Annotated in this window: 25 protein-coding genes; 14 read left to right on the forward strand and 11 right to left on the reverse strand. The window is 72.2% G+C overall.

The features are described from left to right. The first annotated feature begins 58 nt into the window (after positions 1-58). Positions 59-1,168 (forward strand): NADH:flavin oxidoreductase/NADH oxidase, encoded by a 1,110-nt coding sequence (locus ACWGIF_RS03385; RefSeq protein WP_453490322.1) that lies wholly within the window; start codon positions 59-61, stop codon positions 1,166-1,168. Positions 1,169-1,303: 135 nt separating this feature from the next. After that, on the forward strand, positions 1,304-1,648 hold the full coding sequence (locus tag ACWGIF_RS03390) for an ArsR/SmtB family transcription factor (protein ID WP_453490325.1): 345 nt from the start codon (positions 1,304-1,306) through the stop codon (positions 1,646-1,648). 25 nt (positions 1,649-1,673) lie between these two features. On the opposite strand, the gene ACWGIF_RS03395 is transcribed toward ACWGIF_RS03390, so the two are convergent. From ACWGIF_RS03395 to ACWGIF_RS03405, 3 genes are all read right to left on the reverse strand, one after another. Continuing rightward, on the reverse strand, positions 1,674-2,081 hold the full coding sequence (locus ACWGIF_RS03395; protein WP_453490328.1) for a hypothetical protein: 408 nt from the start codon (positions 2,079-2,081) through the stop codon (positions 1,674-1,676). Between the two features lie 132 nt (positions 2,082-2,213). Then, positions 2,214-3,572: an FAD-dependent oxidoreductase gene (locus ACWGIF_RS03400; protein ID WP_453490331.1), complete on the reverse strand. Its 1,359-nt coding sequence runs from the start codon at positions 3,570-3,572 to the stop codon at positions 2,214-2,216. Positions 3,573-3,624: 52 nt separating this feature from the next. After that, positions 3,625-4,329 carry a DUF305 domain-containing protein gene (locus tag ACWGIF_RS03405; RefSeq protein ID WP_453490334.1) on the reverse strand — a complete coding sequence of 235 codons (705 nt, stop codon included), beginning with the start codon at positions 4,327-4,329 and terminating at the stop codon, positions 3,625-3,627. Positions 4,330-4,404: 75 nt separating this feature from the next. Here ACWGIF_RS03405 and ACWGIF_RS03410 point away from each other — a divergent pair, with 75 nt between their 5' ends. Next, positions 4,405-5,889 carry an LVIVD repeat-containing protein gene (locus ACWGIF_RS03410; RefSeq protein ID WP_453490337.1) on the forward strand — a complete coding sequence of 495 codons (1,485 nt, stop codon included), beginning with the start codon at positions 4,405-4,407 and terminating at the stop codon, positions 5,887-5,889. 8 nt (positions 5,890-5,897) lie between these two features. Here ACWGIF_RS03410 and ACWGIF_RS03415 read toward each other — a convergent pair whose 3' ends face one another. From ACWGIF_RS03415 to ACWGIF_RS03430, 4 genes are all read right to left on the reverse strand, one after another. Continuing rightward, positions 5,898-6,530, reverse strand: a complete 633-nt coding sequence (locus ACWGIF_RS03415) for a TetR/AcrR family transcriptional regulator (RefSeq protein ID WP_453490339.1) — start codon at positions 6,528-6,530, stop codon at positions 5,898-5,900. 228 nt (positions 6,531-6,758) lie between these two features. Then, positions 6,759-7,406 (reverse strand): phosphatase PAP2 family protein, encoded by a 648-nt coding sequence (locus ACWGIF_RS03420; RefSeq protein ID WP_453490342.1) that lies wholly within the window; start codon positions 7,404-7,406, stop codon positions 6,759-6,761. A 90-nt stretch (positions 7,407-7,496) separates the two neighbouring features. Beyond that, positions 7,497-8,435, reverse strand: a complete 939-nt coding sequence (locus tag ACWGIF_RS03425) for a M56 family metallopeptidase (RefSeq protein ID WP_453490345.1) — start codon at positions 8,433-8,435, stop codon at positions 7,497-7,499. Positions 8,436-8,516: 81 nt separating this feature from the next. Further along, positions 8,517-9,050, reverse strand: a complete 534-nt coding sequence (locus ACWGIF_RS03430; protein ID WP_453490347.1) for a DUF5134 domain-containing protein — start codon at positions 9,048-9,050, stop codon at positions 8,517-8,519. A 130-nt stretch (positions 9,051-9,180) separates the two neighbouring features. Here ACWGIF_RS03430 and ACWGIF_RS03435 point away from each other — a divergent pair, with 130 nt between their 5' ends. Continuing rightward, entirely contained in the window at positions 9,181-9,720 is a 540-nt protein-coding gene (locus ACWGIF_RS03435; RefSeq protein ID WP_453490350.1) for a GNAT family N-acetyltransferase, read from the forward strand. 13 nt (positions 9,721-9,733) lie between these two features. Here the strand turns inward: ACWGIF_RS03435 and ACWGIF_RS03440 are convergent, their stop codons facing one another. After that, the gene (locus tag ACWGIF_RS03440) at positions 9,734-10,426 is read right to left on the reverse strand and encodes a glycerophosphodiester phosphodiesterase (protein WP_453490353.1); all 693 of its coding nucleotides are present in this window, start codon (positions 10,424-10,426) and stop codon (positions 9,734-9,736) included. Positions 10,427-10,616: 190 nt separating this feature from the next. Continuing rightward, the gene (locus ACWGIF_RS03445) at positions 10,617-11,276 is read right to left on the reverse strand and encodes a helix-turn-helix transcriptional regulator (protein WP_453490356.1); all 660 of its coding nucleotides are present in this window, start codon (positions 11,274-11,276) and stop codon (positions 10,617-10,619) included. A 49-nt stretch (positions 11,277-11,325) separates the two neighbouring features. Between ACWGIF_RS03445 and ACWGIF_RS03450 the strand changes: the two genes are divergently transcribed. The 5 genes from ACWGIF_RS03450 (at position 11,326) to ACWGIF_RS03470 (ending at position 16,629) form a co-directional block, all read left to right on the forward strand. Continuing rightward, positions 11,326-12,447 carry an LLM class flavin-dependent oxidoreductase gene (locus ACWGIF_RS03450; protein ID WP_453490359.1) on the forward strand — a complete coding sequence of 374 codons (1,122 nt, stop codon included), beginning with the start codon at positions 11,326-11,328 and terminating at the stop codon, positions 12,445-12,447. A 237-nt stretch (positions 12,448-12,684) separates the two neighbouring features. Beyond that, a complete protein-coding gene (locus ACWGIF_RS03455) occupies positions 12,685-14,091 on the forward strand; it encodes a DUF6421 family protein (protein WP_453490362.1) in 1,407 nt (468 codons plus the stop codon). A gap of 26 nt (positions 14,092-14,117) precedes the next feature. Next, entirely contained in the window at positions 14,118-14,879 is a 762-nt protein-coding gene (locus ACWGIF_RS03460) for an SDR family NAD(P)-dependent oxidoreductase (protein WP_453490365.1), read from the forward strand. Next, complete coding sequence (locus ACWGIF_RS03465) at positions 14,858-15,952, forward strand: threonine aldolase family protein (RefSeq protein ID WP_453490368.1); 1,095 nt, start codon at positions 14,858-14,860, stop codon at positions 15,950-15,952. Before ACWGIF_RS03460 ends, ACWGIF_RS03465 begins: the two co-directional genes overlap by 22 nt. Positions 15,953-16,029: 77 nt before the next feature. Then, positions 16,030-16,629, forward strand: a complete 600-nt coding sequence (locus tag ACWGIF_RS03470) for a transglutaminase-like domain-containing protein (protein ID WP_453490371.1) — start codon at positions 16,030-16,032, stop codon at positions 16,627-16,629. Here ACWGIF_RS03470 and ACWGIF_RS03475 read toward each other — a convergent pair. Next, positions 16,565-17,818: an MFS transporter gene (locus ACWGIF_RS03475; RefSeq protein WP_453490374.1), complete on the reverse strand. Its 1,254-nt coding sequence runs from the start codon at positions 17,816-17,818 to the stop codon at positions 16,565-16,567. The two genes, ACWGIF_RS03470 and ACWGIF_RS03475, sit on opposite strands and share 65 nt — an antisense overlap. 80 nt (positions 17,819-17,898) lie before the next feature. Between ACWGIF_RS03475 and ACWGIF_RS03480 the strand changes: the two genes are divergently transcribed. Together ACWGIF_RS03480 and ACWGIF_RS03485 are read left to right on the forward strand one after the other, a co-directional pair. Then, complete coding sequence (locus ACWGIF_RS03480) at positions 17,899-18,456, forward strand: CGNR zinc finger domain-containing protein (RefSeq protein ID WP_453490377.1); 558 nt, start codon at positions 17,899-17,901, stop codon at positions 18,454-18,456. A gap of 236 nt (positions 18,457-18,692) precedes the next feature. Continuing rightward, positions 18,693-19,055: a hypothetical protein gene (locus tag ACWGIF_RS03485; RefSeq protein ID WP_453490380.1), complete on the forward strand. Its 363-nt coding sequence runs from the start codon at positions 18,693-18,695 to the stop codon at positions 19,053-19,055. A gap of 131 nt (positions 19,056-19,186) precedes the next feature. Here ACWGIF_RS03485 and ACWGIF_RS03490 read toward each other — a convergent pair whose 3' ends face one another. Further along, a complete protein-coding gene (locus ACWGIF_RS03490; RefSeq protein ID WP_453490383.1) occupies positions 19,187-19,909 on the reverse strand; it encodes a lysophospholipid acyltransferase family protein in 723 nt (240 codons plus the stop codon). A gap of 233 nt (positions 19,910-20,142) precedes the next feature. On the opposite strand from ACWGIF_RS03490, the gene ACWGIF_RS03495 reads away from it, so the two are divergent. From ACWGIF_RS03495 to ACWGIF_RS03505, 3 genes are all read left to right on the forward strand, one after another. After that, positions 20,143-20,508 (forward strand): TlpA family protein disulfide reductase, encoded by a 366-nt coding sequence (locus ACWGIF_RS03495; RefSeq protein WP_453490386.1) that lies wholly within the window; start codon positions 20,143-20,145, stop codon positions 20,506-20,508. 294 nt (positions 20,509-20,802) lie between these two features. Further along, positions 20,803-21,351: a flavin reductase family protein gene (locus ACWGIF_RS03500; protein WP_453490477.1), complete on the forward strand. Its 549-nt coding sequence runs from the start codon at positions 20,803-20,805 to the stop codon at positions 21,349-21,351. A 200-nt stretch (positions 21,352-21,551) separates the two neighbouring features. Beyond that, a complete protein-coding gene (locus ACWGIF_RS03505) occupies positions 21,552-22,337 on the forward strand; it encodes an electron transfer flavoprotein subunit beta/FixA family protein (RefSeq protein WP_453490389.1) in 786 nt (261 codons plus the stop codon). Positions 22,338-22,379: the final 42 nt, after the last annotated feature.

The raw sequence follows: 22,379 nt of genomic DNA on the forward strand, positions 1-22,379 counted from the left end.
GTGAACCTCGTACTTAGCCGCCGATCCCGGCGCGCCCGGTGACATCTGGAGAGCCCTGATGAGTGCTGCACCCGCCGTTCCTGCCGCTTTCGCCGCCCTGTTCGCGCCCTACACCCTTCGCTCGGTCACCGTCCCGAACCGCGTGTGGATGGCGGCGATGTGCCAGTACAGCGCCGAGGCCTCCGGGCCGAACACGGGCGTGGCCCACGACTGGCACTTCGCGCACTACGCCGCCCGCGCCGTCGGCGGCACCGGCCTGATCATCCAGGAGGCCACCGCCGTCTCGCCGGAAGGGCGGATCTCCCCCTACGACCTCGGCATCTGGAACGACACCCAGGTCGAGGCGCTGCGCCGGATCACCTCCTTCCTCAAGACCCAGGGCACCGTCCCCGGCATCCAGATCGCACACGCCGGCCGCAAGGCCTCCACCGACCGGACCTGGAAGGGCGGCGCCCCGGTCGGACCCGAGGCGCACGGCTGGCAGCCGGTCGCCCCGAGCGCCCTGCCGTTCGCCGAGGGCCACCCGGTTCCGCACGAGCTGACGGACGATGAGATCGGCGCGATCACCCGCCAGTTCGCGGCCGCCGCCGAACGTGCGCTCGCGGCGGGTTACGAGGTCGTCGAGATCCACGGCGCCCACGGCTACCTCATCGGGGAGTTCCTCTCCCCGCACAGCAACAAGCGCACCGACGCCTACGGCGGCTCCTTCGAGAACCGGACCCGCTTCGCCCTCGACGTCGTGGACGCCGTGCGGGCGGTGTGGCCGGAGGAACTCCCGCTGTTCTTCCGGATCTCCGCCACCGACTGGCTGGAGCAGGACGGCTGGACCGCCGACGAGACGGTGCGGCTGGCCGGGCTGCTCCAGGAGCACGGCGTGGACCTCCTCGACGTCTCGACCGGCGGCCTGGCCCCCGGGGTGAGCATCCCCGTCGGCCCCGGGTTCCAGGTGCCGTTCGCCGCCCGGGTCAAGGCCGAGACGGCCCTGCCCGTGGCCGCCGTCGGCCTCATCACCGAACCGCAGCAGGCCGAGAAGATCCTGACCAACGGCGAGGCCGACGCGGTCCTGCTGGGCCGCGAGCTGCTGCGCGACCCGTACTGGGCCCGCCGCGCGGCCGACGAGCTGGGCGCGGAGATCCGTACGCCCCGGCCGTACCACCGGTCCTGGTGACGGCGGTGCGACGGCGCCCCACAGGCCGGAGCCGCCGCACCCCGATTGCCGCCGGATTCCGCGACTCCGACAGCTCCTTCGACGACTCTCGTACGATGGGGGTCGGGAGCCAAGCCGACTGAGTGGAGCAGGGACATGACGGAACGGGACGCGGTCCGCACCCTCGCCCACCCCGAGGCGGCCGAGATCCGCCTGGAGGGCGTGCTGCACGCCCTCTCCGACCCGGTGCGGCTCTCCATCGTCCTGGATCTGGCCGCCTCGGCCGGGGACCTGTCCTGCTCCCACTTCGACCTGCCGGTCACCAAGTCCACGACCACCCACCACTTCCGCGTCCTGCGGGAGAGCGGCGTCGTACGCCAGGCCTACCGGGGCACCACCAAGCTCAACGCCCTGCGCCGGGAGGACCTGGAGGCGCTCTTCCCCGGCCTCCTCGACAGCGTCCTGACGGCGGCGTCGGCCGAAGCGGCGCGGCTGTCCTAGGCCGCGGCGTCCCCGGGCCGCTGTCCTAGGCCGTGGCGTCCCAGCGGTGGAGCAGGCTACCGTCCGGACCGAAGACGTCCATGCGGTAGCCGCCGGGCAGCCGGACACCTTCGCTGAGCGACAGGTACGCGGTGATGGACGCCGCCTGCTTCTTGAACAGGGCGTCGTCCGTGTCCGGGTTGTGGGTGCGGACGACGATCAGGGGCGCCGCCCCGTCCGGCCCGGGGATCTGCTCGATGCCGTACACGTCGCCGTCCCCGCCCGCCTCCCGGTAACGCTCGGCGAGGGCCGCCGCGTCTGGGGGAGCGGCCGTACCCGTCACGGTGGGGCCCGGTGCCGGTGCGGTACGCCCGGCACCTCCTTCGTCCGAGCACCCCGCCAGCGCGGCGCAGGCCGCCATGGACACCGCCAGTACCAGAATTCTCGCGCGCATCACCGCAGCACCCTACGACACCGCTTGATCAGCTGTCCTGCCGTCGCCCGAGCAAACGGCCTGCCCCTGCTGCAGACCCTCAAGGCGCCGCCCGTCCCCGAACCCGGCCACCTGAAGGAGTGCTTGAGACCTCTAAGCGAGCTCCGCGGCGCCCAACAGGCCGGCCCAGTCCGGGATCTTGACGGAGCGGCGGCCCAGGGACACTCCCAGATCGGCCTCGGCCGCCTCGATGGCCAGCCAGCCCGGCCACTCCACGGGTCGCATGCCCGCTGCCCGCAGGGCGTCCAGCGGGTCGTCGGGCAGCTCGCGCCGGGCCAGCGCCCCCGCGTCCTGGAGCAGCGAGGACGCGGTCTCCTTGGCGCAGGGCCGGTTCGTGCCGATCACCCCGGTCGGGCCGCGCTTGATCCAGCCCGCCACGTACTCGCCGACCGAGGCCCGGCCCGCCCGCAGCACCCGTCCTCCCGCGTGCGGGACCGTGCCCTTCGCCGGATCGAAGGGCAGCCCGGCCAGCGGGACGCCCTTGTACCCCACCGAGCGCAGCACCAGCTGCGCCTCGATGTCCTCGTAGACCCCCGTCCCGGTCACCCCGCCGCGGCCGTCGGGTGCGGTCCGTTCGAAGCGCATCGCGGTGACCCGGCCGTCGGGCCCGCCCAGGATCTCCACCGGGCGCAGGTAGAACCGCAGCGCGATGCGGCGCGGTGCATCGCCCGGGCCCGCCTCGGCCCAGCCGCGCAGCACCTCCACGTTGCGCCGCGCCACGGCCGGCAGTGCGGCGGCCGCGCCCGGGTCGTCGTACAGGGGGTCGAGCGCCAGTTCGGCCGGGTCCGACCAGGCGTCCACCCCCGGCAGCGTGCCCAGTTCCCGCAACTCCTTGGTGGTGAACTTGCCCTGCGAGGGCCCGCGCCGGGCCACCATCGCCACCCTGCGCACCCCGCTGTCCGCGAGGGCGCCCAACGCGGGCTGCGGCATGTCCGTCGGCGTCAGTTCGGCCGGGCCCCGGGCCAGGATCCGCGTCACGTCCACCGCGACGTTGCCCGCCCCGACCACCACCGCCGCATCCACCCCGGGCAGGTCGAAGGCCTCGGCGGCGGCGTCCGGATGACCGCTGTACCAGGACACGAACGCCGTTGCGGAGTGCACGCCGGCCAGGTCCTCGCCGGGGATGCCCAGCAGCCGGTCCCGCGCCGCGCCCACGCAGTACACCACCGCGTGGTACAGCTCCAGCAGCCGCTGCGTGGACAGCTCCTCGCCGCCGACCTCGACGTTCCCGAGGAAGCGGATGCGTTCGTCCTCCAGGACGGTGCGCAGGCTGCCCTGCAGCGACTTGATCTTCTCGTGGTCCGGAGCGACCCCGTACCGGACGAGCCCGTACGGTGCGGGCAGCCGGTCCAGTACGTCGACCCGCACTCCGGGCACCTCGCGCTGCTGGACCAGCGTCTGGGCCGCATAGACCCCGCTGGGGCCCGATCCGACGACGGCGACACGAAGCACGGCGGAGCTCCTCCCGCAGGTGGTCCCAGCATGACACCGGCTCCGTCCGCCGTCAGCCCATCGCGCGCATACGGTGGATCTCGGCGCTCTGCGTGGCCACCACCTCGGTGGCCATCTCCTCGACGGCGACGTTGTTGCCCCCGGCCAGCGCTTCGCCGGCCATCTTCAGGGCGCCCTCGTGGTGGGCGGTCATCAGCTTCAGGAAGAGCCGGTCGAAATCGGCGCCCCTGGCCTGGGCCAGTTCCTTGAGCTGCTGCTCGGTCGCCATGCCCGGCATCGCGCCGTGGTCCGGGCCGTGGTCCCCGCCGTGGCCGTGCCCGCCGGAACCCGCCGACGGCGCCGGATGGCGGGCCAACCACTTCTCCATCGCACCGATTTCCGGCTTCTGCGCGGCCGTGATCCGCTCCGCCAGCCGTTTCACCCCGTCCGCCGCGGACCGCTGCGGGGTCAGCGCGCTCATGGTCAGGGCCTGGCGGTGGTGTTCGATCATGCGCTGCACGTAGGCGTGGTCGGCGGCGTTCGGGGTGTCGTCGGGTTTCGCCTTCGCCGCCTGCTCGGGCGTGAGCGTACGCGCCTTCTCGCCGGGTCTGCCCGGGGCGACGATCACGGCCCGTCCGTCGTCGGCCCGCTCGGCGCCGTCATCCCCCCGGCAGCCGGCCAGCGTCAGCAGGAGGCCTGCGCCCACCAACGCCGCGACGCACCGCCCGGCTATCGTTCCCAACTTCTCACGGACCCTGTGGGCTGTTGCCATGTCCATGAAGGGAAGATACTGCCGGGGTCCTGGTTCCGTTCCCCTGCGGGCGGAACCGATCGGGCTCCCATGGGAGGCACAGTGACCTCGTTACACACCAGGAGAGTGCGAAACAGGAGAGTGGGGGTGGCCGCCGCCGCGGCCGGGCTCCTCACCACGCTGCTGACAGCCGGACCGGCGGCCGCCACCCCCGACCCGGGCGATCTGGCGCCGGGCCACGGCAACCAGCAGAGCGCCGGCCCCGTCGAGGGCAGGGCACTCGCCCCGGGTGAGATCCCCGGGCAGGACGAGATCGTGCACAGCCCCAACATCACGCCTCTGGCCAACATCCCAACCAGCGACCCCACGGCCGTCAACTCCGACCTGGCCTTCCAGGGCAGGTACGCCTACGCGGGCAACTACAACGGGTTCACGATCTACGACATCGGCAACCCGAAGGCGCCGAAGACCGTCTCCCACGTCCTCTGCCCGGGCGGCCAGAACGACATCTCCGTCTACGGCGACCTGCTCTTCCTCTCCACCGACTCCTCGCGCAGCGACGACTCCTGCAACAGCGTCTCGCAGCCCGCGACGGAGAAGTCCTCGTGGGAGGGCATCAAGATCTTCGACATCAAGGACAAGAAGAACCCCAAGTACATCAAGTCCGTCGAGACCGCCTGCGGCTCCCACACCCACACCCTGGTGCCGGGCGGCCGCGACATCTACCTCTACGTCGCCTCGTACTCCCCGAACGAGGCGTTCCCCGACTGCAAGCCGCCCCACGACGGCATCTCCGTGGTGAAGGTCCCGAAGAAGGCGCCGACGAAGGCCGCGGTCGTCGCCTTCCCGATCCTCTTCCCCGACGGCGGCAACCCGGGCGGGCCCACCAACCCCGGCGTCTCCAAGACCACCGGCTGCCACGACATCACCGTGCTTCCGTCCAGGAACCTGGCCGCCGGCGCCTGCATGGGCGACGGCATCCTCTTCGACATCAGCGAGCCCGAGCAGCCGAGGGTCATCGACCGCGTGCAGGACAACGTGAACTTCGCGTTCTGGCACTCGGCGACCTTCAACGAGCGCGCGGACAAGGTGGTGTTCACCGACGAACTCGGCGGAGGGGGCGGTGCCACCTGCAACGAGGCCACCGGTCCCCACCGAGGAGCGGACGGGATCTACGACATCACCGGCCGCGGAGACCAGCGCAAGCTCGCCTTCCGCAGCTACTTCAAGATCCCGCGCCACCAGGCCGACACCGAGAACTGCGTCGCCCACAACGGCTCGCTGATCCCGGTCGGCGGCGGCCGCGACATCATGGTGCAGGCCTGGTACCAAGGCGGTGTCTCGGTGTGGGAGTTCACCGATTCCGCCCGGCCCAAGGAGATCGCGTACTTCGAGCGCGGGCCGCTGTCGACGGACCGGATCGGACTCGGCGGGTCCTGGTCGGCGTACTACTACAACGGCCACATCTACTCGAACGACATCGCCAAGGGCCTCGACGTGCTGAGGCTGCACGACTGGCGCACCGAGAGCGCCACATGGGTGTGGATGGACCGGCTCAACGTGCAGAGCCAGCCCGACTACCGCTGACGCCCGCGTCACACGTGTGAGGGGAACCTTCCGTCGGGCGGCGGCCCGCCGTCCGGCGGAACACCGAGTTCCCAGTCCAGCCCGTAGCGCTGGAACAGCTCGGCCCGCAGTCGCGCGGCCGGCATCGGGGCGCCGGGCAGCAGGACCGCCACCACCGCACCCATCAACAGAGCCCGCAGCAGCGGATAGTCCGCGTCCACGTCCGCCGAACCGTACCGGGCGACGGTGTCCCGGAGCAGCTCCGCCAGCCGCTGCTGCTCCGGACACTGCACGAAGCCCTCGGCCGTGAGGATGCCCGCCATGTGCGTCCGCATCAGCAGCGGATGGTCCCGGGCCAGCCCGAGGACGGCGTCGATGGCGCGCGCGAGCCGCTCGCGCCCGTCCTCGCTGCGGGGCTCCCGTTCCAGCGCGGCGTGCAGGGTGAGGTGCATCAGCCGGTGCACCGCCGACTGCAGCAACTGCCGTTTGCCGGGAAAGTAGTACGAGACCAGTCCGCGCGCCGCACCCGCCCGGTCGGCGATGTCGCCGAGGGTCGTCGCCTCGTAGCCGCGCTCGGCGACGAGCTCGACCGTGGACTGGAGCAGCCGCTCCCGGGAACGTCTGCGCAATTCTTCATTGACCGATGCGCTGCGCGGGGACATGCTTACTCCTGCGTTGACTGGCTCAGAGCCAATATACTCAGCGCAGGGGCCTGCTCTGGGTGACACGGGGGATCGCCCAGAGCAGGCACACCTACTTCAGGGCCACCGGTACGACCGAGCGCGCCCGGTCGGCCGATCGGCCCGCCCGGAGAGCGAGGCCGGCAGGGACGCCGCTCGGCCCGGAGCGCGGCTGTCCCCTGAGTGCGCCCTGCTCATGGCTGTGCTGCTTCAGGCCCGCCTTGAGACGTCGGATCTGCGTCGCCGGCCGGATCCGGACGTCGCGAGGGCCACCAGTGCCACGCCCAGGAGCCAGCCCGCCACCACGTCCGACAGCCAGTGCACGCCGAGGTAGACGCGGGTGAAGCCGACCCCGAGCACCGAGACCGCGGCCACCGCCCAGGCGATCGGCGCCCACGCGGGGACCGGATGGGGGAGCAGCCACAGGAGCAGCCCGCACACCACCGTCGCCGTCAGGGCGTGGCCGGAGGGGTAGGCCAAGTACTGCGCCGAGTCCACCGGATCCGACCACACCGGGCGCTCCCGCCCCACCAGTGTCTTCATTCCCTGCTGCACCACCGTCGCCACCACCGCGACCAGCGCCACCCGCAGGGCCCGCTCCCGGTCGCCCCGCCGCCACAGCAGGAGGCAGACCACGGCGGCCAGCGCACGCATGGTCCATGGATCCCACACCCAGTCGGTGAGCACCCTCATGGCACCGGTGATCCCGGGGTGGGCGAGGGCGTGCGCGTGCAGGTCCCGGGCGACGTGACCGTCGTAGGAGAGGAGCGGCCGCCACCCCGTCACCACCAGCACCGTCAGGACCGCCAAGAGCAGCAGACCGAGGACGCCCGTCCAGCGCAGTGGATTGTTCCGCATGGTGGGATCCTCGCACCGCCGCGCGGCCGTATTGCGCCGCAGCACCGCGACCGCAGCACCGCGACCGCAGCACCGTGCCGCCGCCACCTCCTAGGCCAGGGCGCTCAGTCCCGGTACGAAGGCCACCAGCAGCGGGACCGCCGGGACCAGCGTGGCCAGCGCCGTCAGCCGCAGTCTGCGGCCCGGCGACAGCCGGGGGTCGGCCGACAGGAGTCTGCGCACCCGCTGCGGGACGTGCGCGTGCTGTGTCGAGGAGGTCCCGAACACGCCGCGGTCCTCGTTGAGTCCGACCAGCGCCAGCGCGATCGTCAGGCGTCCGTACCGCCGCGAGGCCACGTCGTCGGCGGCCAGTTCCACCAGCCGGTGCATCTCCGCCTCGAAGGCCGCGAAGACCGGAACCTGCGGGAAACCCCGGGCCAGCGCCCGCGAGCAGTGCAGCAGCCAGTCGTGCCGGGCCGCCGCGTGCCCCTGCTCGTGGGCCAGCACGGCGTCCAGCTGGCTGCCCTTCAGCCGGCCCAGCGCCGCCGTCGTGACCACCAGCTGCGGGGCCGCCCCTGGCAGCCACCAGGCGTCCGGCCGCGGACCCTCCAGTACGACGAGCCGCGCGCCCGCGGGGTCCTCCCCGGGCAGCAGCGGGGCCCGCACCAGCAGTTCGCTGCCCTGCGCCCGCCGCCGGGCGCGCGCCCGCAGCACCTCGCCGGTCAGCATCGCCCCGGTCCACAGCGCACCGCCCGCCAGCACCAGCGCGGTGCCGACGGCCCAGGGACCGCCGGACGCGCCCAGCGCGTAGGCGTCGACCACGCCGTGCGGGGCGGCGGCGAAGAGCCGGCCCCGGACCGCCTGCCAGGCGGCGGCCGCGCTCAGCAGCATCGACAGCCCGAAGCACAGGAGCACCGCGGCGACCACGCACTGCCACACCCACAGGGCCACGACGGGTTCGCGCTCGGGCCATCGGGCGCGGGCCAGCAGACGGGGGGCGAGCACCGCGGTCAGGGCGCCGAGCAACAGGAGTGCGGCGGGGACCATCATGGTCGCCAGCCTATGAGCGCGGGGCTACCTGCGGGTACGACCTCGGGTCATTGGTGACGCAGGACACGTCCGCGGCCTGCGTCACATCGTGAGCAGCATGGCCAGCATCCCCATTCCCATGGCCAGTCGGCAGGCGTGGATGAACTCCACCGGTCCGCCACGGGCGACGGCCGCCGGATGCTCGGGCGGCGGTCCGCCCGCGGTGATCAGTCGGGTCCCTCCGAGCACCACGTATCCGGCGTAGTACAGGAGGAGCGCCCCGGTCAGCAGCGGAAGCCCCGCCCCCTGCCCGTGCCCTGACCCCCCGGGCAGGGTCATGTAGACCATCGTCAGGGTGCCCACCAGGTGGTGCGCGTGGTGCATGCCGCCCCGCAGCAGCCACAGGGCGTGCAGGGCCGCGCCACAGAAGACAACGCCCAGCACGGGTCCCCGCCACCCGTCGCCGTGCCCGAGGGGCACGGCCATCAGCGCCATGCCGAACCCCATCACCGCCTCCCCGGCGGTGGCCCCCGATCCGCGCACCCGCCGCAGGCAGTACGCACCGCTCACCACGCACAGCAAAACGAGCAGCCAGGAGGAGACGGAGGCGGAAAGCGGCGTAGCGGAACCGTGCACGGCGCAACTCCCGGTTCGTCGGCGTCACGGGGAGAGATGCCCCTCTCACCCGGCGCTCACGCCGCCCCGGGATACGCTCTCCCTGCCGCACCAGGCATGTCATATGCCGCCGCACCGAACGGAGTGTCCGATGTCGACCGCCCAGCACGCCGCCCTGAGTTTCCGCAGCGCCGTGGAGGCGGACGTACCGGAACTGGTGGCGCTCGTCGAGTCCGCCTACCGCGGAGAGGTCAGCCGGGCCGGCTGGACCACCGAGGCCGACTACCTGGACGGGCAGCGCACGGACCTGGACGGGGTCCGCGCGATCATCGACAGCCCGGACGGGGTCCTGCTCGTCGTCGAGCGCGCGGGCGAACTCGTCGCCTGCTGTCACCTCGAACACCGGGGCGGCCACGCCTACTTCGGCATGTTCGCGGTCCGGCCCGGACTCCAGGGCGCCGGCCTCGGCAGGGAGATCCTCGCCGAGGCCGAGCGCAGGGCCCGCGAGACGTGGGCCGCGCAGGAGATGAGGATGACGGTGGTGAACCTGCGGGAGGAGCTCATCGCCTACTACGTGCGCCGCGGCTACCGGCGCACCGGCGAGCTGAGCCCCTTCCCCTATGGCAACGAGCGCTTCGGCGTCCCGCTCCGCGACGACCTGGCCTTCGAGCTGCTGGTCAAGCCGCTCTGAGGCGCGGTCGCCCTCACGCGGTGAAGCGGCCGGTGCTGCGGATCTCCGGGTAGTCCGTGGTCGCGCCGTCCAGCCCGAGCGCCCGCGCGAGCCGCAACCGGTCCAGGGTGTTGACCGCGCGGCCGGTCACCCGCAGGCCCGCCGCGTGCGCCGACTCCACGGTCTCCAGGGCGAGCAGACGGATGTCCACGGCGAGCGTTGCGGCACCGGCGGCCACCGCCCGGTTCACGACGCCCTCGGCGTCGCCGGCGCGGGGGGACGCGTACAGGGTGGTCCGTACGCCCGGCACGAGCCGGGCCGCCTCGGCGAGCACCGCCCCGTCGGCGGAGGCCACCTCCACCCGGGCGGTCAGGTCGCGGCGCAGGATCAGCTCCGCGAGCACCGCGGCGGCGGCCCGGTCGGCGACGGCCGCCTGGAGCGGCGACCGCACTGCGTCGAGGACCTCCTCGAAGACCGGCACGTGCTCGCCCTGCCCGGCGTCCAGCTCGCGCAGCTCGGCCAGGGTCAGATCGGCGACGGCCCCCGAGCCGTCGGTGGTCCGGTCCACCTCGGGGTCGTGCAGGGCGACGAGGGCGCCGTCCTTGCTCAGCCGGAGGTCCAGGGCGATGGCGTCCATGCCGGAACGTTCCGCTCGAAGGTACGACCGCAGGGTGTTCTCCGGTTCGACACCCATGACCCCGCGGTGACCGATGGTGAGGAAAGTCAAGGTTCTCTCGCTTCCGTCGACGGCGGCTCCCCGCGCGGTCGCGGTGTCCCGACCGGCCGCGCGCGATGAGGACGCATGCTAGTGCGCCGGGGGTGCGAAGGGACCGTCCGTGCAGCGCCCCGGAAGGGCGCTCCGGCCGCTTCACGCCAGGGCTGTGCGTCCCGCGGCGGCCGGTGCCGGGCCTGCCGCGTCACCCGGGCGTGGGCGCGTCCCCACCGGCTTGACGGGGCCCGCTGCCGCTCTCCGCCCCCCTGCCGGACTCGGTGGCCGGCGGGGCCTCTTCGAGCCCCTCCAAGTCGCCGAGCAGGGCCTCGCCCAGCTCCAGTTCGGCCAGGTGCCGCCGCTCACTCCAGCGCAGTGCGAGGGCCTGGAAGGCCCATTCCGGTACGCCGCCCGCCTGCTCCATGGCCTCCCGTACGGCGGCCAGTTCGCCTCGGGTGCGCTCCAGGTGCTCGCCGACCATCGCGCGCAGCCGCTCCGGCTCGCCCAGGTGGCCGAGCCAGATCCGCAGCAGCAGGCCGTGCTTGAGCACCGGGGGCCCCGCCTGCGCGGTGTCGGCGGCCCAGCCGGAGAGGGCCTCGCGGCCCGCGTCGGTGATGGCGTAGCGCCGCTTGGCCCGCGCCTCCTCGGGACCCGAGCGCGCGGAGGCCGCGTAACCGATCTCCTCCAGTCGGTGCAGCTCCGCGTAGATCTGGCTGATGGCCGGAGACCAGTAGAAGAAGCGCAGCGAGGAGTCCGCCCACTTCTTCAGCTCGTAGCCGGTCCGCCCGCCGGGGAAGGAGAGCAGGCCGAGAACGGCCCACGCGGTCGGCGGAAGCTCTTGCTTCTTCGACTCATGACTACTAGTCATATTCCGAATTGAAGTAAGTCCGGGCACGCGACGCAACCCTGGAGGCACCGTGGAATTCTCCGTGATCTTCGAGGCTCAGCTGGCCGATCCGACCGTCGAGCGGGAGCACCAGGTCATCCGCGACTGCGTCGAGCAGGCCGTGCTGGCCGAACGCATGGGCTTCGACCGGATCTGGGCGGTCGAGCACCACTCGCTGAAGTGGTACGCGCACATGAGCGCCCCTGAGATCTTTCTGAGCTGGGTCGCCGCCAAGACCAGCACCATACGCATCGGCCACGGCGTCGTGTGCATGCCCTTCAACTTCAATCACCCGGTGCGGGTCGCGGAGCGGGCCGCCATGCTCGACCTGCTGTCGGGAGGACGGCTCGACCTCGGCGCCGGGCGCGGCGGCACCGAGCAGGAGACCTCGCTGTGCGGGGTGGACCGGGAGCGCACCGCGGCGGAGGTCGAGGAGGCCCTGAGGATCATCGGCCGGGCCTGGCAGGAGGAGGAGCTGGAGTACCACGGCGAGCTCATCGACATCGACCCGCACCCCATCCTGCCGCGGCCGCGGCAGACCCCGCATCCGCCGCTGTTCCTGGCGTGCAGCCGGGGCGAGACCCTGGTCCAGGCGGCGGAGCTGGGGATCGGGGCGCTGGTGATGGGCTTCGCCGGACCCGGATCGATCGCGCGGATGCGGTCCGTCTACGACGCCGCGATCGCCGGGCGGGACGGAAGCCGGTTCGTGTCCACCGTGGTCAACGACCACTTCTCGGTGCTGTGCCCGACCATCGTGCTGGACGACCGGGAGGAGGCGCGGCGGATCGGCACCCGCGGTCAGCGCTTCTTCGCCCAGTCCATCGCCCATTGGTACGGCGGGGCCGGCATCCCGGACGAGGCCGTGGTCGCGGGCGCGGACGACGCCGCCGAGATGCGCAGGGCCGCCGAGCAGGTGGTGGCCCGGCTGCATGAACTGGACATCCCGGTCCGGCCCGCCTCTACGGCCACGTTCAACGCCGACCACGCCTACGGGACCGCCGACGACGCCATCGCCTACGTGGAACGGCTGAGGGAGGCGGGCGCGGACGAGATCATGTGCCTGATCCAGATGGGCACGGTGGAACAGGAGGCCTGCCTGGAAACCCTGCGCCAGTGGGGCGAAAAGGTCATTCCGCACTTCCGGGGGTTGTGATCTCCGCCTCGGTCCCCCGCGCGGCCACCGCCCGCCCCGGCAGGGGCGGCGGACGGCCGCACGTCGGGGAAGCCTTGCCGCGACTGGGCGGACTCTTCCGTTCCACCCCGAGGAACGGGAAGACTTCCGGTGAAGCAGGGGGTGACGCAGGATAATTTCCTGAGTTCCCCACTTGAGTAGGAGAGCCTCGCACCCATACGCTGTGTTGACGTGAGGTTCTCCTGTGGAGGAAGTGACATGACGGAAACTCTTGTGCCGGGTACCGGCGGGGCCGTAATAACCGCCGAGGCGCGGGTGGTCGACCACCCGGCGTGGCCCGAGCTCAAGGCCGCCGTGGAGGAGATCCGCCCCTGGCAGGCCAAGGACGGCTCCATCGACTTCGAGGCCGAGGGTGCACCCGCCCGGCACACCGCCGAGGCCGCCGTCGGGCGCGTGATCCGCGCCATCGAGACGCTGTCCCCGCTGCTGCCGCACGCCACGGAGTACCACGAGGCCCTCGTCGGCGACCTGCGCAAGTGGGCCGCGGGCGACTTCCAGGTGCCGGACTTCCTCGACTCCCTGCTGGCCTTCCACCCGGCCGCCGAGCGCGCCGACGGTCTCCAGCACCTCGTCGTCTTCCCGATGTACACGCAGAACGGCAACCCGGACCGCAACCTGGAGGCCGTCGCGCTCAAGATGGTGTGGCCCGAGTGGCTCGCCGAGCTGGAGCGCACCCGGTACGACAACCCGCTCTTCCTCGGCATCACCTTCGAGGACTTCACCGCGGGCTACGACACGCACTCCGCCGTGCTGTTCCCGGAGACCATCGCCGTGCGCGAGGCGCCCGAGCGCTTCACCTGGGGCGGCATCTTCTGCGACCGCGAGGCCGCGCGCTTCCGCAAGGTCACCGCGGCCGCCGTCGACATCCTCGGCCTCGAGCTGCCCGCCGACATCGCCGCCATGGTCACCGACCAGGAGCGCTGCGAGAAGGCCTTCGTCCTGTGGGACATGGTCCACGACCGCACCCACAGCCACGGCGACCTGCCGTTCGACCCCTTCATGATCAAGCAGCGCCAGCCGTTCTGGATGTACGGCCTGGAGGAGCTGCGCTGCGACCTCACCGCCTTCAAGGAGGCCGTGAAGCTGGAGTCCGAGGGCAACGAGCACGGCCGCGACGTGCAGTACGCCGTCCTCTTCGACCGGATGTTCCGCTTCCCGGTCTCCGGCGACCGCAACCGCAACTACGACGGACTCGGCGGCCAGCTGCTCTTCGCGTACCTCCACAAGCACGACGTCGTGCGCTGGACGGACAACAAGCTGAAGATCGACTGGATGCGCGCCCCGCAGGTCACCAACCAGCTCTGCGCCGAGATCGAGGACCTGTACCGGGCCGGCATCGACCGCCCGAAGCTGGTCCACTGGTTCAAGGCCTACGAGCTGGTCTCGACGTACCTCGCCCCGCACCCGGGATCCAAGTGGGCCAAGGGTCCCGACGCCCTCGACATGACGCAGCCGCCGCGCAAGCTCGTGGACGACGTGCTTCCGGACGAGTTTCCGCTCAGCATGTTCTTTGAGGCGCTCGCCAAGAAGCTCAAGGGAGTGATCGCCTCCACGAAGGGCATCACCGCCCTGAATGCCGAGCAGGCCGAGCGAGTCGCCGCGTGAGCGCTCGCCCACAGGAGGCTGCAGAGATGAACGGCTCCGGGAACGGCAACGGAAAGCTGCACGGAGCGGTGGTGGCGGTGGCCGGGGCCGGCGGGCCCGCCGGCCGCGCCACCCTGCTCCGCCTCGCCGAGGCGGGCGCCGTGGTCATCGCGTCCGACGCCGATGCGGGGCGGCTCGCGGAAGCCGTGGACGCGGCACGCTACGCCCACGGCGGTGCCACCATCACCGGTGACACGGTGGACCTGCTGGACCTGGCCGCCACCAAGGCCTGGGCCGAGCAGACCGAGAAGGAATTCGGCCGGATCGACGGGCTGGTCCACCTCGTCGGCGGCTGGCGCGGCAGCAAGACCTTCACCGACGTCGACCTCGCGGACTGGGGCTTCCTGGAGAAGCTCCTCATCCGCACGGTCCAGCACACCTCACTCGCCTTCCACGACGGACTGCTGCGCAGCGACCGCGGCCGTTACGTCCTGGTCAGCCAGTCCGGCGCGCACAAGCCGGTCGCCAACAACGCCGCGTACAACGCGGGCAAGGCGGCAGCCGAGGCCTGGACCCTGGCCATGGCGGACTCCTTCCGCAAGGCGGGCGGTGACGAGGGCCCGGGCGCGGCGGCTGCGATCCTGGTCATCAAGGCACTGGTGCACGACGCGATGCGCGCCGAGCGTCCCAGTGCGAAGTTCGCGGGCTTCACCGACGTGAAGGAGCTGGCCGAGGCCATCGCCGGCGTCTGGGAGCGGCCCGCAATCGATGTGAACGGACAGCGTCTGTGGCTCACTCCGCAACCGTGAGAACCGATGCCGGGAAGACCGACGCCCGGCGCCACCACGATCCGGCGGTGCGAGGTTTCGCGAGCGACAACTACGCGGGGGTGCACCCGGAGGTCCTGGCCGCCATCGCGCTCGCCAACGGCGGCCACCAGGTCGCGTACGGCGAGGACGAGTACACCGAACACCTGCAGAAGGTCATCCGCAGCCACTTCGGGCCCTACGCGGAGGCCTTCCCGGTCTTCAACGGCACCGGCGCGAACGTCACCGCCCTCCAGGCGATGACGGACCGCTGGGGTGCGGTGATCTGCGCCAAGACCGCTCACATCAACGTGGACGAGGGCGGCGCTCCGGAGCGGATGGCGGGCCTCAAACTGCTCACCGTCCCGACCCCGGACGGCAAGCTCACCCCCGAGCTGATCGACCAGGAGGCCTGGGGCTTCGAGGACGAGCACCGGGCGATGCCGCAGGTCGTGTCGATCACCCAGAACACCGAGCTGGGCACGGTCTACACCCCGGACGAGATCCGGGCGATCTGCGAGCACGCCCACGGGCTCGGCATGAAGGTGCACCTCGACGGCGCCCGGATAGCCAACGCCGCGGCCTCGCTCGACGTGCCGATGCGCGCCTTCACGAACGCGGTCGGCGTGGACGTGCTGTCGTACGGCGGCACCAAGAACGGCATGATGTTCGGCGAGGCCGTGGTGGTGCTCAACCCGGACGCGGTCCGGCAGATGAAGCACATCCGCAAGATGTCGATGCAGCTCGCGTCCAAGATGCGTTTCGTGTCGGTGCAGTTGGAGGCGCTGCTCGCCAAGGATCTGTGGCTGCGCAACGCCCGGCACGCCAACGCGATGGCGGAGCGGCTCGCCGCCGGAGTGCGCGAGACCGACGGCGTGGAGATCCTCTACCCGGTGCAGGCCAACGCGGTGTTCGCACGGCTGCCGCACGAGGTGTCCCGGCGGCTGCAGGAGCGGTACCGCTTCTACTTCTGGGACGAGGCCGCGGGCGACGTCCGCTGGATGTGCGGTTTCGACACCCAGGAGGAGGACGTGGACGGCTTCCTCCAGGCACTGAAGGAAGAGCTGTCACGCTAAGCCTCACGACTGTATAGATATGCCCCCGGTTGTAAATCTATTGATCTACGGCCGGGGGCCTGCCTATGCTCAGGCTCATGCAGCTGATCCAACAGAACCCTGATATACACGCCTACTTGGCGTCGGATGCGGCCATCGATCACTGGCATCCGCTGGTGCAGGACACCGCGGACGACCTTTGGTCCACCACCGGTGACGCATATTCATACGCCAAGGGTGCCTTCGAGTTCGTCCGCGACGCCATCCCGCACTCGGCCGATTCCGGTGACATGAGGGTCACCTGGCGCGCGTCGGACGTCCTGGGCACGCGCAACGGAATCTGCTACGCCAAGTCCCATGCGCTCGTCGCCCTCCTGCGGGCTCAAGGTGTCCCGGCCGCCCTCTGCTACCAGCGGCTTGCCGAGGACGACGGTTCGCGCCACCTCGTCCACGGCCTGATCGCCCTCAGGCTGCCCGGCAGTGATCAGTGGGCCCGCCTGGACCCGCGCGGCAACAAGCCCGGCGTGGACGCCCGGTTCGACCTCGACCGAGAGCAACTGGCCTTCCCCGTACGCCCGGAGCTCGGCGAGATCGACTATCCCGAGCTGTACGCCGCCCCGCACCCGGCCGCCCTCAGCGCCCTCCGGGAGTCCGCCGACCGGCAGCAGCTGTGGCGGAGGCTGCCGACGGCGCTGTAGCCGCATCCGCCGCCGGCCGGGGTCCGCGCGGCGCCACCAGGACGTGCAGCAGGGCGGACGCGAGCAGCAGCGCGGCGATCCCCGTCAAGAGCGCCGCCGCGGGGGCGTCGGCCGCGAGCCCCACCAGCGCCGCCCCCACCGACGCGGCCGTCAGCTTCAGCCCCGCGCCCAGCGTGAACACCTGCGTCCGCACCCCCTCCGGGGCGCTCTCCGAGCGGATCCGCAGCGTGGCCGTGAGCAGCGGCCCGTCGCACACCCCGGCCACCGCGAACAGCGCCGCCGTCACGGCGACGGAGGGTGCGAAGGAGGGCGCGAAGGCCGCTGCGGCGAGGGCCGCGCCGGTCCCGGCCAGCGCCCACCGGGCCAGCCGGCCCGGCGCCACGGTCGTGATCCGGCCCAGCGTCAGCGAGCCCGCCAGCGCCCCCACCGCGAAGGCCGTCATCAGCACACCCCCGGCGCCCGGACTGCCGAGCTCGGCGGCCAGCAGCACCGAGGTGGTGGTGAGCGAGCCGATGCCCACGAAGGCCAGGGTCGTGGCCGAGGTGACGGCCCGCAGCTCGCGGACCCGCCACAGGGCCGCGAGGCCCGCGCCCAGCCCGGCCCGGGGTGCGTCCGGGGCCCGGCCGGCGCCCTGGTCCTCGTACGGGAGGGTCGCCGCCAGCGCCGCCGCCAGTGCACCCGAGGCCGCCAGTACGGCCATGGCCGGCCCGGCCGAGCCGAGCGCCGCGACCAGGCCGACCGCCGCCGGCGCGGTGACCGCCGCGGCGTTGTAGGTGGCGGCGTCCCAGCCGTACGCCCGGTCGCGCCCGGGCCCCGCCGGTACCAGACCCGTGACCAGGCTGGACAGCCCGCCCGTCACCATCGGACCGCAGGTGCCGCCGAGCACCGCCACCGCCAGCACCAGCGCCGTCGGGGCCCGGCCGAGCAGCACGGTCAGCGCCGCCACGGCCGCCGTGAACCCGGCCACGGCGCCGACGTGGAAAAGCCGTGGCCGGCGGGTCCGTGCGGCCGCGGCGCCCGCGAGGGGGGCTGCCAGGACGTGCGGGGCCAGCCAGGCCGTCAGGACGAACGCCCCGTGCGCCGCGCTCCCGGTGCGCTCCAGGGCGAGCAGCACCACGGCCATGCCCATGCCCTCCGAGGCGATCCGCGCGGCCAGCGCCGCCGCCAGGTACCGCCCGAACCCGCCCATTCGACCCCTCCCGGTCCTGTGTAACGTGATAAACGCACAAGACGTTACGCCACTCGTGTGTACGGGGAAAGGATTCGGGCATGGCGGACTCCCAGGGCTTCTCGGCGGCCCGGCGGCTGATCGACCTCGCCGAGGCGGTCCGCGTGAACCCCGAACTGCCGCGCGCCGACCTCGCGGAGCTGCTCGCCGGGCACGGGGAGCGCCCGTCCGGCCTCACCGAGGAGGCGTTCCCCGAGGCGGGCGCCGCCGAACTGCGCGCCGCGGCCCGGCGGATCGCGGCGGTGCTCGGGGAGCGGGAGGAGGACCGCGCCGCCGAGGCGCTCAACGCGCTCTTCGAGGAGTACGGAACCCGGCCCCGCCTCACCCGGCACGACGGCCACCCGTGGCACCTGCACGCCGACCGGGGCGAAGGGGCCGGCTGGGGCGACTGGTTCCTCGCCTCCGGCGCCCTCGCGCTCGCCCAACTGCTCACCGAGTACGGGCGGATCGCCTGGGGCGCCTGCGCCGCCGAGGGCTGCGGACGGTTCTTCCTCGCCACCGGGCCGGGAAGCGTACGCCGTTACTGCTCCACCGGCTGCGCCACGCGCGCCCGCGTAGCCGCCCACCGGCGCCGCAGGCGCGCCGGAACCGAGGCCTGAGACGGGCCGTCGTGCGCAGGCTCACCGCGGGCCGGCGCCGGCCGGGCACCGAGCACCACTCCGAGGCGTGGGAGACCCCGACCCATGCCGAGACCCGACCGGGCGACAGGCCCACGCGGTCCTCTAGCGGGGTCGCCGCGACACGTCAAGACACGAGAGGGAGGGACATGACGCGAGGCGGGAGACGGGGCGTACTGGAGGTGTCCGTTCCGCTCTCTCGTCGGAGGAGAACCGTCATGCCCCACCCCGTTCGAACGCGACGCCTGGCCCTGTTCGCCGCCACGACCGCCATGGCCGCCGGAGCCGTACTGGTGCCCACGGCCGCCTTCGCCGCCGCCCCGGCCGCCCCGCACGCGGCCGTGGCGGACCGTCGTGACGCGGACGCAGACGGCCATTCCACCTCGCCGTGGACTGAGAACCGTCCCGGCGAGCGGGGCGACGGCAAGGGGAGGAAGAACGGGAAGTGGGGCGGCAAGCGCCCCGGCAAGGGCGGCTCCCATGGCGGGGCGCACGTTCCGGAGAAGCCGCAATGGCAGTGCATCACCGCTCCGTGCGGTCCCCCCGGCAGCACGGAGGATCACCGCACACCCTCGGGCTGAGCCGCCCGCAGTCCGTCATCGCAGCCCGTCCCCGCAGCCCGTCACGGCGGCCGACCGGCGCGACCGGCAGGCCGCGGCAGTCCTGGCTCCGCTCCCGCCCGGGGCGGAGTCGCACTGCTGTGGGTGGGGACTCAGCCCGCTTCGCGGACCTGGGCCGCCGTCGGCGCGGTGCCGCCCAAGTGGGCCGGCAGCCACCACGAGTCGGTGGCGTCCTTGGGCTTGTCCGGGTAGGCGCGCTGGGCGGCGTCCAGGAGCTCCTGCACGCGGTCGCGCAGGCGACGGGTGATCGCCCCGGCGTACTGGTCGGCGGGAGCGTCCATCGGCTCGCCCACCCGCATCGTCACGGGGATGTGGCTGCGCTTGAGGTTCTTCGGGCGCCCCTTGGTCCACAGCCGCTGGGTACCCCACAGCGCGACCGGGATCAGCGGGACCCCGGCCTCCTGCGCCATGCGCGCCGCGCCCGACTTGAAGCTCTTCAGCGTGAACGACTGGGAGATCGTCGCCTCCGGGAAGACGCCGATGATCTCGCCGGCCCGCAGCGAGTCCAGGGCGTGCTGGTAGGCCGCCTCACCCTGCTTGCGGTCGACGGGGATGTGCTTCATCGCGCGCATCAGCGGACCGGACACCCTGTGCCGGAACACCGACTCTTTCGCCATGAAGCGCACCAGGCGCTTCTGCGGCCGCGCCGTCAGGCCGGCGAAGATGAAGTCGAGGTAACCGATGTGGTTCGACACGAGGACCGCACCGCCCTTGCGGGGGATGTTCTCGGTGCCCTTCATGTCGATCCGGATGTCGAGCGCGCGGAAGAGTCCGTGGGCGGTGCCGATCACGGGAGGGTAGACGAGCTCAGCCATGGTGGGGAGACCCCGCTTTCTGCCTGGGGAGGTTCTCCCGGCCGGAAGTTACGGAAGCGTAGGTACGCGACCATGGGATCGTGCCCCATACGAGGGCTGCTGGCCAGCCCAGAGGCCCGTGCCCGGGGAGATTCTCGTCACGCCGGGAATGTGGTGGGCCCTTCGGGTGCTCCGGTCCACGGACGAGCGTACGAGGATGACGTACGCGGACGAAGACGGCGACGGGAGTGCGGGTGCTCGGGCGGGATGGCGGGCGGGTCGAACGGCCGGAGGGCGGTCCGGACGGTGCGCGGGCACGTCTGGGCGCCGCGGAGCTGGGCGCGGAGCCGGGGGAGCGGGCCACCCTGGTGCAGTTCTCCAGCGCGTTCTGCCAGCCCTGCCGGGCCACCCGGCGGATCCTCGCCGAGGTCGCGGCGATGGTCGAGGGAGTCACGCACATCGAGATCGACGCCGAGGACCGGCTCGACCTGGTGCGGGCCCTCGGGATCGAGAAGACCCCGACCGTGCTCGTCCTGGACGCGGAGGGCCGGATCGTGCGGCGGGCGGCGGGGATGCCGCGCAAGGTGGATGTGATCGCCGCTCTCGGGGCGGCGGTATGACGAGCGGTGCGGGCGGTGCGGGCGGCGCGGCCGGCGGGCGGCCCGGTACCGGGGCGCCGGACGCGCCGGTGCGCGCGCCCGCACGCAGCGTGACGCGCCTGACATCTGCCCGATCTCGCTTGACTGTGTCCGCGGGAGATCGCCAGGCTGGCGGTATGCGGTATGAACTCCTGCTCTACGGACGGGCCCACGTGGACCTGGTCCGCCACGCGAGCGCGCGCTGTCGGGATCACTGAACGCCCCGCCTCCCGATCCCCGACAGTGCCCGCGTGTCCCGCGGCAGAAGGCAGAACCCTGATGAGTGCTCCGACGGTCCCGACCGTCCAGACGGCTGCTTCCACCCGTTCCGGCGTCTTCGCCGGCCACCCCGGCTCTCCCGACCTGCTGCGTTCCGTCTTCCGGCAGCACGCCGCCGGAGTGGCCGTGATCACCGCTCAGGACGGCGGGCGGCCGGTGGGCTTCACCGCGACCTCGCTCAACTCGGTCTCCGCCGACCCTCCGCTGCTGTCGTTCACGATCGGCACCCGGGCCTCCACCTGGCCAGCGGTGCGCGACAGCGAGTACATCGGCGTCCACATACTCGGCGAGCACCAACGGGACCTGGCCGGCCTTTTCGCCCGGAGCGGAGCGGACCGTTTCGGCCCGGCGACCGGCTGGGACGCGGGCCCGCACGGCGTTCCCGTGCTGGGCGGCGTCCTGGCGTGGCTGGTCTGCCGGGTGGTGGCACGGGTGCCCGCCGGCGAACATCGTGTGATCATCGCGGAGGCGGTGGTCGGGGATCCCGCCGGGGAGGGCCGTCCCCTGCTGTACCACCAGGGGCGCTTCAACGCCTTGCGCGACTGAATCGTCCCTGCTTGGGCGGGTCGGAGGGCGTTGGGCAGATCACAGTTCGCCAGCCTTGCGACTTGGCGGGAGCCACGGTGTACTGACGAGTAACATTCCCTTCGGAGCGCGGGCCGCCCCGACCGGGATCCGCCCGACAAGGCGCCTATGCTGCCTGCATAAGGCGGTACCAGAAAAGACGATGCGGTAGGAGAGCCGGCGTGAGCCTGAGGATCGTTGTCTGTGTGAAGTACGTGCCCGACGCCACGGGCGACCGGCAGTTCACCGAGGACTTGACCGTCAACCGTGACGACGTCGACGGCCTGCTGTCGGAGCTCGACGAGTACGCCGTCGAGCAGGCGCTGCAGATCGCCGAAGAGGCCGACGATGCCGAGATCACCGTTCTGACGGTGGGCCCCGAGGACGCCAAGGACGCGCTGCGCAAGGCGCTGTCGATGGGCGCCGACAAGGCCATCCACGTCGAGGACGACGACCTGCACGGCTCCGACGTCATGGGCACCTCGCTGGTGCTCGCCAAGGCGATCGAGAAGGCCGGTTACGACCTGGTCATCACCGGCATGGCGTCGACCGACGGCACCATGGGCGTGCTGCCGGCGATCCTGGCCGAGCGCCTGGGCGTCCCGCAGGTCACCCTGCTCTCCGAGGTCAAGGTCGAGGACGGCACCGTGACCGGCCGCCGCGACGGCGACACCGCGAGCGAGCAGCTGGAGGCCTCCCTCCCCGCGCTCGTCTCGGTGACGGACCAGTCGGGCGAGGCCCGCTACCCGTCCTTCAAGGGCATCATGGCCGCCAAGAAGAAGCCGGTGGAGTCCTGGGACCTGGAGGAGCTGGAGATCGAGGCCGACGAGGTCGGTCTGGAAGGCTCTTGGACCACGGTGGACGCCGCGGCGCAGCGCCCGGCCCGCACGGCCGGCACGATCGTCAAGGACGAGGGCGAGGGCGGCAAGCAGCTGGCCGAGTTCCTGGCCGGCCAGAAGTTCATCTGAGAACTCCGGCCACCCCTCTCATAGCCCCCAGACACTTCGCAA

It is taken from the genome of Streptomyces sp. NPDC054849, assembly GCF_053610945.1.